This window comes from Rahnella sikkimica, assembly GCF_002951615.1.
GTDB classification, from domain to species: domain Bacteria; phylum Pseudomonadota; class Gammaproteobacteria; order Enterobacterales; family Enterobacteriaceae; genus Rahnella; species Rahnella sikkimica.
In genome coordinates, this window is the sequence record NZ_CP019062.1 from 2,594,539 (window position 1) to 2,611,860 (window position 17,322).

Sequence of the window (17,322 nt, forward strand, 5' to 3'; positions counted from 1 at the left end):
CTGTCGCCATTTATGAGTGCCGCTGACTCTATTTGACGATCATTTTTTACGAATGTGCGGGCCCGCTTTGTCCAGCACACCGTTGACAAACTTGTGACTGTCTTCAGCACCGAAGGTTTTAGCCAGTTCGATAGCTTCGTTGATCGCCACTTTGTAAGGGACGTCCTGGCGTTTGCTCAGCTCATACAGAGCCAGACGCAAAATCGCTCTTTCCACCTGGCCCAATTCATCCAACTGGCGGGACAGGTATGGCGCCATCAATGCATCGAGTTTCTCTGCACTGTTTGCCACACCAGACAGCAGTTCGCGGAAATAGGCAATGTCTACGTCTTTGACATCCTGCTCGGTCAGGAATTCTAATTCAACATCGGCGATGTCATTTTTCGACAACTGCCAGGAGTAAAGCGCCTGGACGGCACATTCACGGGCGCGGCGACGAGCAGCAGGTTTCACGGATTTCCCCTTAACTAGATTCAGGCCTTAATAGCCTTGATAACATTAATCATTTCAAGCGCGGTCAGTGCAGCTTCTGCACCCTTGTTACCGGCTTTTGTCCCTGCGCGTTCAATGGCTTGTTCGATGCTTTCTGTTGTCAGCACACCAAAGGCAACCGGGATTTCGCTGTTCATTGCAACGCTGGCCAGGCCAGAGCTGCATTCGCCCGCTACGAATTCAAAGTGGGCAGTGCCCCCGCGGATCACAGTGCCGAGCGCAACAACGGCGTCGAACTTACCGCTTTCAGCCAGTGCACGCGCTGCCAGAGGCAATTCGTATGCGCCAGGGACCCAGACTACGGTGATGTTGTCATCGCTGACCTGACCGATACGTTTCAACGCATCAACAGCGCCTGACAGCAGACTGTCGTTGATGAAATTATTAAAACGCGCAATCGCGATCGCTACGCGCGCGTTCGGCGTGGCTACAGCACCTTCGATAACGTTCATAGTTTTCCTTAAAGTGGGTTCAGGAGTTTCTAACCCCTGCCGCAGGGGGGCGGATTCTATCATAAAATTACCCTGTCTGGACATGCGCTTTTCAAACCCATTCAGACAGAGAGGCGTAAATCTCTCAGTACGCGTTGCTTAGTACACCGGCTTCAGGCGCAAACGTAAATCCGGGCCAATTTGCCTGACATCGCTGAAAGAAAATTCAGGGGCATCGGCCAGATGCGTTAAGCCGGGGAGTTCACACAGCGCGCGGCCATTATGACCTAATAGTTTCGGTGCCATATAAACGATTAATTCATCAACCAGACCCGCCTGTAATAAGGCTCCGGCCAGTTGCGCGCCTGCTTCTACCCAGATGGCGTTTACCTGGCGTTTCGCCAGTTGCATCATCAGCAGAACCAGATCAATACGATTGTCACGACCGGGCACGCGCCATTGTTCGACGGATTCTGGCCAGATTTGCGTGTCAGTCTCCAGACGCGCCAGCAGTACGTCGCCGGGTAAATTCACCAGCTGATGTTGTGGTGTGACGCGATTCTGGCTGTCGAGGATCACGCGCAGCGGCTGACGCAGATTTTCCTGCGGATATACCGCCTGCACCTCGCTGCCCAGTTCGTCCCAGCGCACGGTCAGTGACGGGTTATCGGCCAGCACCGTCGCGCTGGTGCTCAGAATGGCCGAGCTTTCAGCGCGAAAACGCTGAACGTCAGCGCGTGCCGCAGCGGAAGTGATCCACTGGCTTTCGCCCGACGCCATTGCCGTTCTGCCGTCCAGCGACGCGCCCATTTTAAGTTGCACGTAAGGAAAACCGGTGCGCATACGTTTGAGGAAACCGAGATTGACGGCTTCCGCCTGCGGATGCATCAGACCGTGGCTGACCTCAACGCCATTTTGCTTGAGGCGGTATAATCCCCGACCCGCGACTTCCGGATTGGGATCCTGCATCGCCGCGACCACGCGGGTAACGCCTGCGGCCAGCAATGCATCTGCACACGGCGGCGTGCGCCCGTGATGGCTACACGGCTCGAGCGTGACATATGCGGTCGCACCTCTGGCTTTCTCACCCGCCATGCGTAAGGCATGAACTTCGGCATGCGGTTCACCGGCACGCAAATGATAGCCTTCACCGACGATTTCGCCATGAAGGACAATCACGCAGCCGACGTTCGGATTAGGTGTGGTAGTGAAACGTCCGCGACGCGCCAGCTCAAAAGCGCGCGCCATAAAACGTTCATCACGGTGTGACTCAGCAGAAGAATTATCAGCAGGCTGTTCGGGGAGCATTAACTTTCCTTAGTCCTGAAGACGGGCAATCTCTTCGCCAAATTCACGGATATCTTCGAAGCTGCGATAAACCGATGCGAAGCGGATATAGGCGACTTTATCGAGCCCTTTCAGGGCATCCATTACCAGATTTCCAATCATTTTGGCAGGAATTTCACGTTCACCGGTGGCGCGTAACTGCGATTTAATGTGGCTGATGGCGGTTTCGACATCATCAGAGCTGACCGGTCTTTTTTCCAGCGCTTTCAGAAAACCGCTGCGAAGCTTGTCTTCGTTGAAAGGTTCACGAACTTCATTGCTTTTAATGACGCGCGGCATCACCAGTTCCGCCACTTCAAAAGTGGTGAAACGTTCATGGCAGTCCAGACACTGACGGCGTCGGCGGACCTGAGATCCATCACCTACCAGGCGGGAATCGATGACTTTAGTATCAACAGCGGCACAAAATGGGCAATGCATAGCACTTCCTGACAGCGGGCATAATTGGACACCAGTTTACCCCGAAGTGTGCCGACAACAAAGGCTGTCGCTACTTTCATAGACATCAGGTTAAACTTACTCATCTTATATTGGTGCCCGTAAAGAATGTTTCAACGGGCCGATGAAAGGAAATCTCTGATATGACAAAACCTCCCCGCCTCTTACTGGCCTGTGCCACATTATTAAGTCTGTCGGGCTGCGCGCAGCAAAATCCTAATTTACCGGAACTGAAAGCCGAATTGGTTCAGCTTAACCAAAAGCTCTCCCGTCTGACCGTTCTGGCGACAGCGCTGGAACAGCAAACTACGCTGAACCGACAGTCCACTAACGGGGTTTATTTGCTTCCGGCGGCGAAAAGCACGGCGCTGGTGGAGACTGAAATTGGCGAACTGAGTCTCGAACTGACTCGCATCGCCCCGGATGCCAGCGGCGTTCAGGCCGTATTAGAGATCAAAAACAATGCAGGACAGCCGTTGCCGGCGTTTACCGCCACACTGAACTGGGGCCAGCTGGATCCGGTGACCGGCAAGCCGCTGACCGTGGATATGCAAACCCAGACCATTACAGTCGAGCCAGACTTATTACCGGGGCCGGTGAAAACGGTGGACGTGAAGCTTGATCAGGTGACGGTCGAAACACTGGGCTTCGTTCATCTGCACAACTTTGTCGCCACGCAGAAACCCGCTCAGGCCACAGCGCCGGTTCCGGCGAAGTAAAACCTGATATCAGCAGATAAAATTCAGGCATAAAAAAACCCCGCATATTGCGGGGTTTTTGCTTTCTACGCTACCGGCAGATTACGGCAGAATCGAAGGCTGATCTGCACCTTCTTTTTCCACTTTCTGCTGCAACATGTGCTCACGTTTCATACCCAGTTTCAGGGCAAGCGCCGAAGCAACGTAAATTGATGAAGCCGTACCGATTGAAACGCCAATCAACATAGTCAGTGAGAAACCACGGAGCATTGCACCACCAAACAGATACAACATCAGGATCACGACTAACGTCGTACCGGATGTGATTAATGTTCTGTGCAACGTCTGGGTCAAGGACACGTTAAAGATTTCGTAAGGCGTCCCGCGACGGATCTTGCGGAAGTTCTCACGAATACGGTCCGATACCACAATGCTGTCGTTAAGCGAGTAACCGATAACCGACATCAGCGATGCGACGATAGTCAGGTCAACCTCGATATGGAACAACGAGATAATACCCATCGTGATCACAACGTCGTGAGCAAGCGAGATAACCACACCTGCGGCCAGACGCCACTCGAAACGGAAACCAACGTAAATCAGGATAGCGATCAACGCCACTAACAGCGCCATAGCACCGTTCTGCGCTAAATCAGCCCCTACGCTCGGCCCGACGAACTCGATGCGTTTCACCTGAGCATTCTGGTTGGTCGTTTCGTTAATCACGCTAAGAACTTTGGTACCCAGAACCTGGCCGCCGGTTTCACCCTGAGTCGGTGGCATACGTACCATGATGTCACGGCTGCTACCAAAGTTCTGTACCAGCGGATCTGCAAAGCCTGATTTCTCAAGCGCTGCGCGCATCACGTCCAGATCCGCAGGTTTTTCCAGCGAGATTTCAATGACCGTTCCGCCGGTGAAATCCAGACCCCAGTTAAAACCTTTCACACCGATAATGGCGATAGAAAGGATCAACAGGAAACCAGAGATACCGAAAGCCCAGTAATCCCAGCGCATAAAGTCATAGACTCTACGGCCATGGTTTAATTGTTCAACAGTATATTCCTGTGCCACAACGCACTCCTCAGATAGACAGCTTTTTGATGCGCTTGCCGCCGTACAACAGGTTTACGATGGCACGGGTACCGATGATTGCGGTAAACATTGACGTCGCTACACCGATACCGGTTGTAATCGCAAAGCCTTTAATTGCCCCGGTGCCGACGGCATACAGGATGATAACCTTGATGAGCGTCGTGACGTTGGCATCAAAGATGGAGCTGAACGCGCCCTTGTAACCTTCCTCGATAGCCTGCTGTACTGAACGTCCGTTACTAAGTTCTTCCTTAATACGTTCATTAATCAGTACGTTGGCATCAACTGCGACCGCAAGGGTTAATACGATACCCGCAATCCCCGGCATGGTCAGTGTTGCGCCCGGTATCAGGGACATGATCCCCACAATAAGCACCAGGTTAGCAATCAGCGCAGAGGTCGCAATCAGGCCAAACTTCTTATAGAAGAACAGCATGAAGATAATTGAGACCGCAAGTCCTGCCAGACAGGCTTCCAGACCTTGCTTGATATTTTCCATACCTAAGGTCGGGCCGATGGTACGTTCTTCAACAATCTGAATTGGCGCAATCAGAGCACCGGCACGCAGCAGCAGAGAGAGCTGACGGGCTTCATTCGGATCGCTCACCCCGGTGATACGGAAGCTGTTACCCAGACGTGACTGAATCGTCGCGACGTTGATAACTTCTTCTTGTTTCGCCAGAATCGAACGGCCATTCGCATCTTTCTTACCGCTGTCTTTGTACTCCACAAACAGGGTGGCCATCGGTTTACCGATATTGTCCTTGGTGAAGTTAGACATGGCGTTACCGCCAGCGCTGTCGAGAGAAATGTTAACCTGCGGCTGATTGTATTCATCCATGTTGGATGTCGAGTCAGTGATATGGTCACCGGTCAGAATCACACGTTTGTACAGAACAACCGGGCGACCATCACGCGTATTTTTCACTTCACTGTCACCCGGAACACGGCCTGTTGCCGCCGCAGAGGCGTCCACATTGGTGTTAACCAGACGGAATTCCAGCGTTGCCGTTGCGCCTAAAATTTCTTTAGCGCGGGCAGTATCCTGAATACCTGGCAACTCAACCACAATACGGTCTGCGCCCTGACGCTGTACCAGCGGCTCGGCCACACCCAGTTGGTTTACACGGTTACGCAGGATGGTGATGTTTTGCTGAACGGCATACTCACGCGCCTCATTCAGGCGGGCATCAGTCATCACCACATTGATAGCGGTATCGCCACTGTTGGTGATCACTAAATCGCGGTGACGCGGGCTCAGATAGCTGACGGCCGCATCGCGGGTCGTAGCATCACGGAAGCGCACTTCAACGCCATAGTTGTCGAGCTTACGCACCGTGGCATAAGGGATATTCTTGTCGCGCAAATCACTGCGCATGTTATCCATGGTTTGTTCTTGCAGCTTGCTTAACGCGGTATCCATATCCACTTCCATCAGGAAGTGAACGCCACCACGTAAGTCGAGGCCCAGCTTCATCGGCTCGGCACCCAGCATACTCAACCAGCGCGGCGTTGCCGGAGCCAGGTTAAGTGCAATCACAAATTTGTCGCCCAGAGCCGTTGTCAGCACTTCACGAGCGCGAAGCTGAACATCCGTATCTTTAAAACGGGCTAGAATAGCGCCATTTTCCAGGGCAATAGATTTGCTCTGGATTTTATTTTGATCTAATTCGTTACGGACTTGGTCCAGCGTTGCTGCACTGGCGTCGGAACCCCGAGCACCAGTGATTTGAACAGCCGGATCCTCACCATAAAGGTTGGGAAGTGCATAAAGCAGCCCGACGATGATCACAACGATCAACATCAGATACTTCCACGCAGGATAACGGTTTAACACGGCAGTTCCCTTCGGGAAAATCGAAAATTAGATAGACTTCATCGTGCCTTTTGGCAGAACTGCTGCCACGAAGTCACGCTTGATCATCACTTCGTTAGTGTCGTTCAGTGCGATAACCACGTAGCCGGTTTCAGCCACTTTCGTTACGCGACCGATCAAACCACCCGTGGTCATGACTTCGTCACCTTTACCGATGGAATCCATCAGTTTTTTGTGTTCTTTAGAACGCTTTTGCTGCGGGCGCAGGATCATGAAATAGAAAATCAGACCGAATACCACCAGCATGATAACCAGAGAGTAAGGACTTCCCTGTGATGTTGCGCCAGTCGCTGCGACAGCATCGGAAATGAAAAGACTCATTTAAATTCCCTCATTGTTGTTGTGAAGCAAAATAGTTGTAAAAAATAACGATGATCCAGGCCGGTGTCTGGCGATGAAACGTCTCGCACAATACCCCAAAATGCCGGTTCAACAAATTATAAAATCGGCACCCCCTTGAGGAGATGCCGGCACGACAAAGAAATCAGAAGTTTAAAGGCGGAACCGGCTTGCCTTTGCCCTCGTAGAAATCTGTCACAAACTGCTCTAATTTACCTTCTTCGATAGCCTGGCGTAAACCGGCCATCAGACGCTGGTAATAGCGCAGATTATGGATGGTATTCAACCGCGCACCGAGAATTTCGTTGCAACGGTCGAGATGATGCAAGTAGGCACGGCTATAATTGCGACATGTGTAGCAATCACAGTGTTCGTCGAGCGTCGAGGTGTCATCTTTATGTTTGGCGTTACGGATTTTTACGATGCCGTCGGTGACAAACAGGTGGCCGTTACGCGCATTACGCGTTGGCATGACGCAGTCAAACATATCGATACCGCGACGTACGCCTTCAACCAGATCTTCCGGTTTACCCACGCCCATCAGATAACGGGGTTTGTCTTCCGGGATTTGCGGGCAGACGTGCTCAAGGATACGGTGCATGTCTTCTTTCGGCTCGCCTACCGCCAAACCGCCCACAGCGTAACCATCAAAGCCGATATCTACCAGCCCTTTTAATGATACATCTCGTAAATCTTCGTAAACGCTTCCCTGAATAATCCCGAACAAAGCATTCTTATTATTCAACTCGTTGAAGCGATCGCGGCTGCGTTGTGCCCAGCGCAAAGACATTTCCATCGAACGTTTTGCGTAATCCCAGTCAGCAGGATAAGGCGTACATTCATCGAAGATCATCACGATGTCAGAACCGAGATCGTTTTGGATCTCCATGGATTTTTCCGGGCTCAGGAACACCGGATCACCATTGATCGGGTTGCGGAAATGCACGCCCTCTTCTTTGATCTTACGCATTGCCCCCAGGCTGAAGACCTGGAAGCCGCCGGAATCGGTAAGGATCGGGCCGTGCCAGTTCATGAAATCATGCAGATCGCCGTGCAGTTTCATGATTTCCTGACCCGGACGCAGCCACAGGTGGAACGTGTTGCCCAGCAAAATCTGTGCGCCGGTTTCTTTCACTTCTTCCGGGGTCATGCCTTTGACGGTGCCGTAAGTGCCCACAGGCATAAATGCCGGGGTTTCCACCACGCCACGTTCAAAGACCAGACGTCCACGGCGCGCGCGGCCGTCGGTAGTGCTTAATTCGTACTTCACATTGCCTCCAGCATCAGAGAAACAGTCTGATGAGGTTAAGTCCGTGGCATGACGCCCGGAAAAGAAAGCCCGAATGCACCGAGTGCGTCCGGGCCGTTAACTGCTGATTCTGGGTTACTGACCCACCACTTCCTGGGGTGCCAGCGGGTTACGGTTGATGAACATCGCATCGCCATAACTGAAGAAACGGTACTGCTCTGCCACCGCCTGTTGGTAAGCATTCATGGTATTTTTGTATCCGGCAAACGCCGACACCAGCATGATCAGCGTCGATTCTGGCAGGTGGAAATTAGTAATCAGGCAATCAATAACCTGATAATGGTATCCCGGATAAATGAAGATTTTAGTATCGCCAAAGAAGGGCGCGATCAGCGCGTCTTCACTGGCTTTCGCCGCGCTTTCCAGCGAACGAACTGACGTGGTGCCCACGGCCACCACTTTATTGCCGCGCGCTTTACAGGCCAGAACCGCATCCACCACTTCCTGAGGCACTTCGGCGTACTCAGCGTGCATGATGTGGTCTTCGATGGCGTCAACGCGCACCGGCTGGAACGTCCCCGCGCCGACGTGCAGCGTGACAAACGCCAGCTCAACACCTTTTTCTTTCAGCGCATCCAGCAGCGGCTGGTCAAAGTGCAGACCGGCGGTCGGTGCGGCAACCGCGCCCGGACGTTCGCTGTAAACCGTCTGATACAGTTCACGATCAGCGTCTTCATCCGGACGGTCAATATAAGGCGGCAACGGCATGTGCCCGATTTCGTTGAGCAGTGTAAAGACATCACGGTCTTCATTAAATTGCAGCTCAAAAAGGGTGTCGTGACGCGCCACCATTGTGGCTTTAATGTCTTCGTTATCACCCAGCAGCAGTTCAGCACCCGGCTTTGGCGATTTCGACGCGCGAACGTGCGCCAGAACGCGGTGCGAATCGAGCACACGCTCAACCAGCACTTCAATTTTACCGCCGCTGACTTTACGGCCAAAGACACGTGCCGGGATCACGCGGGTATTATTGAAAACCAGCAGATCGCCGGGCAGGATTTTATCGAGAATATCGGTGAACACGCCGTGCGTTAACTCACCGCTCGGCCCGTCAAGAGACAACAAACGACAGCCGCTGCGCTGGGTCTGCGGATAGCGGGCAATCAGGGATTCCGGGAGTTCAAAAGAAAAATCGGCAACACGCATGGTTTTTCACTTCACTTTAACGACAAAAACAGGCGGCTTAGTCTAGTGGGACGGGGCATCCCCTGCAAGCTTATGCGCGAAGAAAGGCACCCGCTGCTCTGTCAGGGATCAACTTTCCTGCGTTATACTCGCCCGATGAATTTTTTAGCCCACCTCCAGTTAGCATCTTTAGCCGACAGTTCCCTGCTGGGTAATCTGCTGGCGGATTTCGTTCGCGGTAATCCTGACGGGCAATACAGCCCGGAAATTGTCAGCGGGATCCGCATGCATCGACGCGTCGATGTCATGACCGATTCCCTGCCTGAAGTGAAAATTGCCCGCAGCTATTTTCGTGATGATTTCCGTCGCGTCTCGCCGATTACGCTCGATGTGGTCTGGGATCACTTCCTCTCGCGCCACTGGGATTCCCTGCATCCGCAACAGCCGCTGGAAGCGTTTATTGCCGCCTGTCAGCAGGAAATCGAGCCGCAACTTCCCGGCATGCCGGAACGTTTCCAGAACCTGAACAACTACATCTGGCCGCAGCGCTGGCTGGAGCGTTATGCCGTTCTGCCGTTTATCGGCGAAGTCCTGCAGGGCATGGCAAATCGCCGTCCGAAACTCAGCGCGCTGAGCGGTTCTTTTCACGATATCGAACTCAATTACGACGCACTTGAACAATTATTCTGGCAATTTTATCCGGTCATGATGCAACAGGCGAAAGATCGCCAGCTCTGAGGCACCGCCAGAAAATTGTGAGCGGGAACACAATTCCCTGCAAAACAAGATCTTGTTGTTAAAGAAGGTTGGGACTTACGTCAAAGACTGATAGCCGGATACTATCTGATTGATTGGTCTGAAGGGGTTTATTCACCCGAGCCTTGCCCCTATACTGGCAGTCGTTTTGTTCACCCTTTCCTCTCACCTACGACACCCTCAAGGGTCTTAAAGGAGTAATTTATGGTTCTGGTAACTCGCCCAGCCCCTGACTTTACCGCAGCAGCAGTACTTGGTAGCGGCGAAGTAGTTGAAAACTTCAACTTCAAGAAACACACAGCAGGCAAACCAACTGTTATCTTCTTCTGGCCAATGGACTTCACTTTTGTCTGTCCTTCTGAACTGATCGCTTTCGATCACCGTTACGAAGAATTCCAGAATCGTGGCGTAGAAGTTGTTGGTGTTTCCTTCGACTCCGAGTTCGTTCACAACGCATGGCGTAACACGCCGGTTGAGAAAGGCGGTATCGGTCCTGTTAAATACGCCATGGTTGCTGATATCAAACGCGAAATTCAGAAAGCCTACGGTATCGAACATCCGGACGCTGGCGTTGCACTGCGCGGCTCTTTCCTGATCGACAAAGAAGGCGTTGTTCGTCACCAGGTCGTGAACGATCTGCCACTGGGTCGTAACATCGACGAAATGCTGCGTATGGTTGACGCGCTGCAATTCCACGAAGAGCACGGCGAAGTGTGCCCGGCTCAGTGGGAAAAAGGCAAAAAAGGCATGGGCGCATCTCCGGATGGCGTGGCTAAATACCTGTCTGAAAACGCTTCAAACCTGTAATCCCTTCACGGATTTAACGGTTATCAACGGTCAGCTTAGCTGGCCGTTTTTTTGCACCGGATTTGTCCCGATCACATTTTCCCGCCTCACCGACTCGTTTCCTCTCATTTACGTCTACGCTAAAAACGTCCGGTTATCGCCAGAATGGCGTGCGCTTTGCATAAATTTCTCCGGCGAACGGAACAACATCGCCATTAAAAAAGCGTTATCACACAATAACCTGAAGGTTATGACTCTAAAAGACAGGGTATAAACAGGAGTTTGAATGTTACGGAATCCATGGAAAAAATCAGTCCTCGCACTGGCAATGCTGACCAGCCTCCCGCTGTACGCGGCATCTAATCCGGCGGTCGAAGCCAAAAACGGAATGGTCGTCACCTCGCAATATCTTGCCTCACAGGTCGGCGTCGATATTCTGAAAATGGGCGGAAACGCCATTGATGCCGCCGTGGCCGTCGGTTACGCGCAGGCCGTCGTCAACCCATGTTGTGGCAATATCGGCGGCGGTGGCTTCATGACGGTGCATCTTGCTGATGGAAAAGACACATTTATCAATTTTCGTGAAACTGCGCCCGCTGCCGCCAGCGCCAATATGTATCTTGATGCCGACGGCAATGTGAAAAAAGGAGCCAGCCTTTACGGCTATCTGGCTGCAGGCGTGCCGGGAACCGTACTGGGGATGGACACCGTGCAGAAGGAATACGGCAAACTGACCCGCCAGCAGGTCATGGCTCCGGCGATTAAGCTGGCACGTCAGGGTTTTGTACTGACCCGCGCGGATACCGATATTCTTGATACAACGGTTAAACGCTTTAAAGAAGACCCGGAAGCCGCCCGCATTTTTCTGCGTAAGGACGGCAGCGCCCTGCAACCTGGCGACAAACTGGTGCAGACCGATTTAGCCAATACGCTCGAATCTATTTCTAAACACGGGCCGGATGCTTTCTATAAAGGAAAAATTCCGGCGGCTGTCGAAGCCGCATCGAAGAAAGGTGGCGGCATCCTGACCGCAGCGGATTTCGCCAGTTACAAAGTGACGGAAGACACGCCAATTACTTGCAGCTATCGCGGCTACAAATTTGTTTCAGCACCGCCTCCGAGCTCCGGCGGCGTGACCATGTGTGAAATCCTCAACATCGTTGAAGGCTACGACCTGAAAAGCATGGGCTTCAACTCAGCGGCGTCTATTCACGTCCTCACGGAAGCCATGCGCCACGCCTACATGGATCGCAATACTTATCTCGGCGACCCGGAGTTTGTGAAAAACCCGATCGACCGCCTGGTCAGTAAAAGCTACGCCGAAGAAATCCGTAAGAAAATAGAAGCGGATAAAGCAACGCCTTCCACGCAGGTTCAGCCGGGCATGGAACCGCACGAGAAACCGGAAACGACCCACTATTCCATCGTCGATAAAATGGGCAACGCCGTGTCCACCACTTACACCGTCAATGGCCGCTTTGGTTCCGTGGTGATTGCGCCGGGAACCGGCTTCTTCCTGAACGACGAAATGGATGATTTCACAACAAAAGTCGGCGAGAAAAATCTCTACGGTCTGGTGCAGGGAACGAAAAATGCCATCGCCCCCGGTAAGCGCCCACTATCGTCAATGAGCCCGAGCCTGGTGACGAAAGACGGTAAAATCTTCATGGTTCTGGGTTCACCGGGCGGTTCACGCATCATCACCATCACGCTGCAAACTGCGCTGAACGTGATTGACCACGGAATGCCTCCGCAGGAAGCGGTCGATGCGCCGCGCATTCATCATCAGTGGCTGCCGGACGAAGTGTATTACGAGCAACGCGGTGTTTCTCAGGACAGCCTGAATATCCTGCAAAAAATGGGATATAAAATGGTTGAGCAAACGCCGTGGGGCGCAACGGAGCTGATTCTTGTCGGTTTACCGGGCGCTGCGGGCGTGACGCCGGTGAACTCAGGCAACGACTCGGCGGTTTCGGGGAAAGTCCGTGAAGGCTATCTGTACGGCGCGAATGACGTGCGACGTCCAGCCGGTGCAGCTATAGGCTATTAAGCTTGATACAGCCCGAATGATTTAGGGTAACGATACCCTTAAATTTTAAAGCCCCCGATATCGCTGAGATCTCGGGGGCTTTTCTTTACCGGAAGGTAAGTGCTTGCTTACGCTTTGTGGCTGAGCGCCAGCGCGGCTTTCTTACGGTCGTTACGCAATTTGAAGCGGTAACCGACCAGCAGTACCACGACCCAAATCAGACCGACATACAGCGACACGCGGGTATCCGGGAAATAACCAATCAGACCGATGATAAACACCAGAAAAATGATCCCGAAAACCGAGGTGTAAACGCCGCCGCGCAGCGGGAATTCCAGCTCTTTGATTTGCTGTTTACTGAGCTTGCGACGGAATCCAATCTGGGAGAACAGGATCATGATCCACACCCAGACGGTCGCAAAAGTCGCCAGAGAAGCAATCACCAGGAAGACATTGGACGGCATGATGTAGTTCAGATAAACCGCCACCAGCAGCGCCGCCATCATCACCAGAACCGTGACCCACGGCGTACCGAGACGCGAAACCTTGCTGAACATTTTAGGCGCCTGCCCCTGCTCTGCCATTCCGTGCAGCATACGACCCACGCCGAACACGTCACTGTTAATTGCAGAAAGAGACGCGGTGATCACCACGAAGTTCAGAATGGTTGCAGCCGCCGCAATGCCCATATGCTGGAACGTCAGCACAAACGGGCTGCCCTGCGTACCCACCTGATTCCACGGGAAAATCGACATAATCACAAACAGCGTACCCACGTAGAACACCAGAATACGCAGCGGAACGGAGTTGATGGCTTTCGGAATGGATTTTTTCGGGTCTTCCGCTTCACCGGCGGTAATACCGATGATTTCGATACCGCCATAGGCAAACATCACCAGTTGCAACGACAGGATCGTGCCCATGATGCCCTGGCTGAAGAAGCCGCCGTTGGTCCACAGATTGTGGATACCGGTCGCCTGTCCGCCGTTGCCAATGCCCCAGAAGATAATGCCGAAACCGGCAATAATCATGATGATGATGGTGAACACCTTGAAGAAGGAGAACCAGAACTCCAGCTCACCGAACACCTTCACGCTGACCAGATTGATAGCACCGATAATCAGCACCACGCTCAGTACCCAGGTCCATTGCGGTACATCCGGGAACCACACGCCCATGTAAATACCGAACGCCGTCACATCGGCAATCGCGACAATCAGGATCTCAAAACAATACGTCCAGCCGGTGATGTACCCGGCCATCGGCCCGAGATAATCCTGCGCATAACGGGAGAACGACCCGCTTTGCGGGTTATGGACGGACATCTCGCCCAGAGCACGCATGATGATAAACGCGATAATCCCGCCGACCAGATACGCCAGCAGCACGCTTGGCCCGGCCATTTTGATGGCATCGGCAGACCCGTAAAACAATCCTGTACCGATGGCTGAGCCCAGTGCCATAAAGCGAATATGGCGCGTTGTCAGGCCACGTTTTAGCTTCGTGCCTGGCGCTTCTTTTTGCTCTGTTGGTTGTTCAGCTTCTTGCTGCATGTGCATTAACCCGTATGTTTTTTAAAAATCCAAAATGCGTATTTTGTAAATTAGCTTTTTTATCTGCCAATGAAAAAGCCACGGAAGATTCTCCGTGGCCCGATTGGCGAAACATTCAGCAGACTAATTATGTTTTATGCCGTTGAACATTCACCAAATGATCATTGGTGCGCAGTGACGCTACGCGGACCGCTGATTTTGTCATAAATACCGACCAGCACCAGCATTAATAATGACGGTGGCAACCAGGCCAGACCTTGCGCCGCCAGCGGCAGGTTCGCGGTCCAGGCGGGCATCAGGTCTGCAAAAGCAGACGCTTTGATACCGTCAACAATACCGAAGACCAGGCTGACAACCATCACCGGTGCGACGATACGCGTGGTGCTGTTCCACCAGCGCAGGGTGAAACTCAGAACCACCAGCGCAATACACGGCGGATAAATCGCGGTCAGAACCGGCACTGAAATCGAAATCAGATGGCTCAGGCCCAGGTTGGACACCAGCATGGAGAACAGACCCAGAATGAAGACCAGCGTCTTATAAGACAGCGGCAGATACTGAGCGAAGAACTCTGCACAGGCGCAGGTCAGGCCAACCGCAGTCACCATACAGGCAATGAAAATCAGCGCGCCGAGGAAGAAACTGCCCACGCCACCAAAAGTATGTGCCACGTAAGCATGCAGGATCACCGCACCGTTGGTTGCATTTGGCACCAGCGAGGCGCTGTTTTCGCCGAGTTTGAACAGGCTCAGATAGACCAGCATCAGGCCAATCCCGGCAATCAGACCTGCCAGAATGGTGTAGCGGGTCAGCAATTTGGCATCGGTCACGCCGCGCGAACGTGCTGCGTTGACGATAACAATTCCGAAGACCAGCGCACCCAGCGTATCCATCGTCAGATAGCCGTTAACAAAACCGCTGGAGAAGGGCACTGTCTGGTATGCGTCAACCGCAGGCATTGACTGACCGGCAGGCCACAGCAAGGCGGCGATACCCAGCGCACCCAGCGCGACCATTTTCAATGGCGCAAGGAAATGTCCAACGGTATCGAGCAGACGGCCCGGATACAGGGAGATACCAATCACCAGCGCGAAATAAATCACGCTGTAAATCAGCAGAGGCAGCGGGCCGTCACCGGTCAACGGCGCGATACCCACTTCAAAGGAAACTGTCGCCGTACGCGGCGTGGCAAACAGCGGGCCGACAGCCAGATAACATACGGTTGCCAGAAGAATACCGGCACCACGACCAATTGGCGTACTCAGGGCGTCAACACCGCCACCGACGCGCGCAAGCGCAATGACGGTCATCACGGGAAGACCCACTGCGGTGATCATAAACCCTGCAGCTGCCCACCAGACTTCCTGACCCGCCTGCAAGCCAACCATTGGCGGGAAAATGATATTTCCTGCCCCGACGAATAAGGCGAAGGTCATGAAACCCAGCGCCAGAATATCTTTATTTGTTAAACGAATACTCATGATTGGTGTCGTGTTGCCTGTTCAAATGAATAAAGTGTCCGATGCTGTCGTCGTGCCACTCCGTCAGAAGGATGAATGGCGTTATTACAGCCAGAGAGCACCAATGTGAGGATCGGAGTGAGCTAAAAACGCCTGATTGTTTGCAGATGATTACGTTGTTATTCAGCAGGAATCGAGCGACAGCGGGGACTAAGGTAAACGTTTATAGCGCAGAAAGGCAAGTCGAGATCCAAAAAGCAGAGTGTTCAACCAGATTAATTCCTCAAAGCAGTAATAATCACTAAATACCCTTCAAAACACGCAATATGATATGTATGATTTTTGAACGAACAAAGCACAAGATATGCTCCAATTCGAGGATAAATGCGTGAAATCACCATACAAAGGTCATTTCACGCACAATATCCAGCATTTTTATGAGGTGACAATTTAGCCAGTTTGCGTATTTACCAGACGCGGGCAGCGATATCCACCACAAGTTTTAGTTTTTCCCACTGCTGCGCTTCGGTCAGGCTGTTGCCTTCTTCCGTTGACGCGAAGCCACACTGCGGGCTCAGGCAAATCTGATTAATGTCCAGATATTCAGCCGCTTCTGCGATACGCGCTTCCACGGTTTTCGCCAGTTCCAGATCGCCGGATTTAGTCGTGATCAACCCCAGTACCGCCTGCTGATGGCCTTTTTTGATGTAACGCAGTGGTTCGAAACCGCCTGAACGTTCATTGTCATATTCCAGGAAGAAGGCGTCGATATTTACCCCGCCAAACAGAATCTCTGCCACCGGCTCGTAGCCACCTTCAGAAATCCAGGTTGAACGGAAGTTACCGCGGCAAACATGCAGACCAATCACCAGATCGTCCGGTTTACCGGCGATAGCTTTGTTGAGCACGTCAGCGTAAGTACGTGCTAACTCTTCCGGAGAGTCGCCACGCTCACGGATTTGTTTCTTCTGATCTTCAGAACACAGATACGCCCAAACGGTATCGTCGAGTTGCAGATAACGGCAACCGGCATCGTAGAACGCTTTAATCGCATCACGGTAAACCTGCGCCAGATCGTCAAAATAGTCTTTCAGATCAGGATAAACGTCTTTGCTGATGGCGTTACGGCCACCGCGGAAATGCATCACGCTCGGGCTGGGAATGGTCATTTTTGGCACAGCCGTTCCGCTGATGCTTTTCAGGAACGGAAATCTTCCAGCATCGGGTGTGAGCCAAAACCGAGTTTACTCACCACTTTGATGCTGCGCGCTTTCGTCTGGACGCCGTTGAACTGGATCCCCTGCACCGCGTCGTAACCTTCCACCCCTTCCAGACCTTCAAAGAAGTCAAAGTGCCACCACGCACGGCGAAATTCGCCGTCCGTCACCACTTGCAGACCCGCTTCACGCTGCAAATCCACCACACGGCGGATTTCAGTGTCTTCCACCGCGCGCAGCTGCGCTGCATCAATCTCACCGGCCTGAAACTGTTTGCGGGCTTCTTTAATTGCAGCCGGGCGCAGGAAACTGCCAACGACGTCAGCGCGGAACGGAGGGGTTGTACGTTGCATGGAAACTCCTTATGGCAT

15 protein-coding genes and 1 pseudogene are annotated in these 17,322 nt (G+C 52.7%); 4 read left to right on the forward strand and 12 right to left on the reverse strand.

Going from position 1 to position 17,322, the window contains the following annotated elements:
- Positions 1-39: 39 nt before the first annotated feature.
- From nusB to nrdR, 4 genes are all read right to left on the reverse strand, one after another.
- Entirely contained in the window at positions 40-453 is a 414-nt protein-coding gene (gene nusB, locus BV494_RS12015; protein WP_104923084.1) for a transcription antitermination factor NusB, read from the reverse strand.
- Between the two features lie 20 nt (positions 454-473).
- The gene (gene ribH / locus BV494_RS12020) at positions 474-944 is read right to left on the reverse strand and encodes a 6,7-dimethyl-8-ribityllumazine synthase (RefSeq protein ID WP_104923085.1); all 471 of its coding nucleotides are present in this window, start codon (positions 942-944) and stop codon (positions 474-476) included.
- Positions 945-1,082: 138 nt separating this feature from the next.
- Entirely contained in the window at positions 1,083-2,231 is a 1,149-nt protein-coding gene (gene ribD / locus BV494_RS12025) for a bifunctional diaminohydroxyphosphoribosylaminopyrimidine deaminase/5-amino-6-(5-phosphoribosylamino)uracil reductase RibD (protein WP_104923086.1), read from the reverse strand.
- A gap of 9 nt (positions 2,232-2,240) precedes the next feature.
- Complete coding sequence (gene nrdR, locus BV494_RS12030; protein ID WP_104923087.1) at positions 2,241-2,690, reverse strand: transcriptional regulator NrdR; 450 nt, start codon at positions 2,688-2,690, stop codon at positions 2,241-2,243.
- 161 nt (positions 2,691-2,851) lie between these two features.
- Between nrdR and BV494_RS12035 the strand changes: the two genes are divergently transcribed.
- A complete protein-coding gene (locus BV494_RS12035; protein WP_104923088.1) occupies positions 2,852-3,427 on the forward strand; it encodes a DUF3251 domain-containing protein in 576 nt (191 codons plus the stop codon).
- Between the two features lie 81 nt (positions 3,428-3,508).
- Here BV494_RS12035 and secF read toward each other — a convergent pair whose 3' ends face one another.
- The 5 genes from secF to queA all read right to left on the reverse strand — a co-directional run bounded on the left by secF (position 3,509) and on the right by queA (position 9,171).
- Positions 3,509-4,480: a protein translocase subunit SecF gene (secF, locus tag BV494_RS12040; protein ID WP_104923089.1), complete on the reverse strand. Its 972-nt coding sequence runs from the start codon at positions 4,478-4,480 to the stop codon at positions 3,509-3,511.
- Positions 4,481-4,490: 10 nt separating this feature from the next.
- Positions 4,491-6,338 (reverse strand): protein translocase subunit SecD, encoded by a 1,848-nt coding sequence (gene secD, locus BV494_RS12045; RefSeq protein WP_104923090.1) that lies wholly within the window; start codon positions 6,336-6,338, stop codon positions 4,491-4,493.
- Positions 6,339-6,365: 27 nt separating this feature from the next.
- Complete coding sequence (gene yajC, locus BV494_RS12050; protein WP_104923091.1) at positions 6,366-6,698, reverse strand: preprotein translocase subunit YajC; 333 nt, start codon at positions 6,696-6,698, stop codon at positions 6,366-6,368.
- Positions 6,699-6,861: 163 nt separating this feature from the next.
- The gene (tgt, locus tag BV494_RS12055; RefSeq protein WP_104923092.1) at positions 6,862-7,986 is read right to left on the reverse strand and encodes a tRNA guanosine(34) transglycosylase Tgt; all 1,125 of its coding nucleotides are present in this window, start codon (positions 7,984-7,986) and stop codon (positions 6,862-6,864) included.
- A gap of 114 nt (positions 7,987-8,100) precedes the next feature.
- Positions 8,101-9,171 (reverse strand): tRNA preQ1(34) S-adenosylmethionine ribosyltransferase-isomerase QueA, encoded by a 1,071-nt coding sequence (queA, locus tag BV494_RS12060; RefSeq protein WP_104923093.1) that lies wholly within the window; start codon positions 9,169-9,171, stop codon positions 8,101-8,103.
- Positions 9,172-9,306: 135 nt separating this feature from the next.
- On the opposite strand from queA, the gene BV494_RS12065 reads away from it, so the two are divergent.
- The 3 genes from BV494_RS12065 (at position 9,307) to ggt (ending at position 12,742) form a co-directional block, all read left to right on the forward strand.
- Positions 9,307-9,888, forward strand: a complete 582-nt coding sequence (locus BV494_RS12065; protein ID WP_104923094.1) for an ACP phosphodiesterase — start codon at positions 9,307-9,309, stop codon at positions 9,886-9,888.
- A gap of 222 nt (positions 9,889-10,110) precedes the next feature.
- On the forward strand, positions 10,111-10,713 hold the full coding sequence (locus BV494_RS12070) for a peroxiredoxin C (RefSeq protein WP_013576674.1): 603 nt from the start codon (positions 10,111-10,113) through the stop codon (positions 10,711-10,713).
- Positions 10,714-10,978: 265 nt separating this feature from the next.
- Entirely contained in the window at positions 10,979-12,742 is a 1,764-nt protein-coding gene (ggt, locus tag BV494_RS12075; protein ID WP_104923095.1) for a gamma-glutamyltransferase, read from the forward strand.
- Between the two features lie 107 nt (positions 12,743-12,849).
- Here the strand turns inward: ggt and proY are convergent, their stop codons facing one another.
- From proY to BV494_RS12090, 3 genes and pseudogenes are all read right to left on the reverse strand, one after another.
- Positions 12,850-14,274 carry a proline-specific permease ProY gene (gene proY / locus BV494_RS12080; RefSeq protein ID WP_192938000.1) on the reverse strand — a complete coding sequence of 475 codons (1,425 nt, stop codon included), beginning with the start codon at positions 14,272-14,274 and terminating at the stop codon, positions 12,850-12,852.
- Between the two features lie 161 nt (positions 14,275-14,435).
- On the reverse strand, positions 14,436-15,755 hold the full coding sequence (gene brnQ / locus BV494_RS12085) for a branched-chain amino acid transport system II carrier protein (protein ID WP_104923097.1): 1,320 nt from the start codon (positions 15,753-15,755) through the stop codon (positions 14,436-14,438).
- Between the two features lie 446 nt (positions 15,756-16,201).
- Positions 16,202-17,304: pseudogene (locus tag BV494_RS12090) on the reverse strand (cobalamin-independent methionine synthase II family protein).
- Between the last annotated feature and the right edge of the window lie 18 nt (positions 17,305-17,322).

Excerpts from the sequence above, each read along its gene's own strand:
- ribH (WP_104923085.1), bottom strand. The coding sequence starts at position 944 with ATGAACGTTATCGAAGGTGCTGTAGCCACGCCGAACGCGCGCGTAGCG.
- ribD (WP_104923086.1), bottom strand. The coding sequence starts at position 2,231 with ATGCTCCCCGAACAGCCTGCTGATAATTCTTCTGCTGAGTCACACCGT.
- nrdR (WP_104923087.1), bottom strand. The coding sequence starts at position 2,690 with ATGCATTGCCCATTTTGTGCCGCTGTTGATACTAAAGTCATCGATTCC.
- BV494_RS12035 (WP_104923088.1), top strand. The coding sequence starts at position 2,852 with ATGACAAAACCTCCCCGCCTCTTACTGGCCTGTGCCACATTATTAAGT.
- yajC (WP_104923091.1), bottom strand. The coding sequence starts at position 6,698 with ATGAGTCTTTTCATTTCCGATGCTGTCGCAGCGACTGGCGCAACATCA.
- queA (WP_104923093.1), bottom strand. The coding sequence starts at position 9,171 with ATGCGTGTTGCCGATTTTTCTTTTGAACTCCCGGAATCCCTGATTGCC.
- BV494_RS12065 (WP_104923094.1), top strand. The coding sequence starts at position 9,307 with ATGAATTTTTTAGCCCACCTCCAGTTAGCATCTTTAGCCGACAGTTCC.
- BV494_RS12070 (WP_013576674.1), top strand. The coding sequence starts at position 10,111 with ATGGTTCTGGTAACTCGCCCAGCCCCTGACTTTACCGCAGCAGCAGTA.
- ggt (WP_104923095.1), top strand. The coding sequence starts at position 10,979 with ATGTTACGGAATCCATGGAAAAAATCAGTCCTCGCACTGGCAATGCTG.
- proY (WP_192938000.1), bottom strand. The coding sequence starts at position 14,274 with ATGCAGCAAGAAGCTGAACAACCAACAGAGCAAAAAGAAGCGCCAGGC.
- brnQ (WP_104923097.1), bottom strand. The coding sequence starts at position 15,755 with ATGAGTATTCGTTTAACAAATAAAGATATTCTGGCGCTGGGTTTCATG.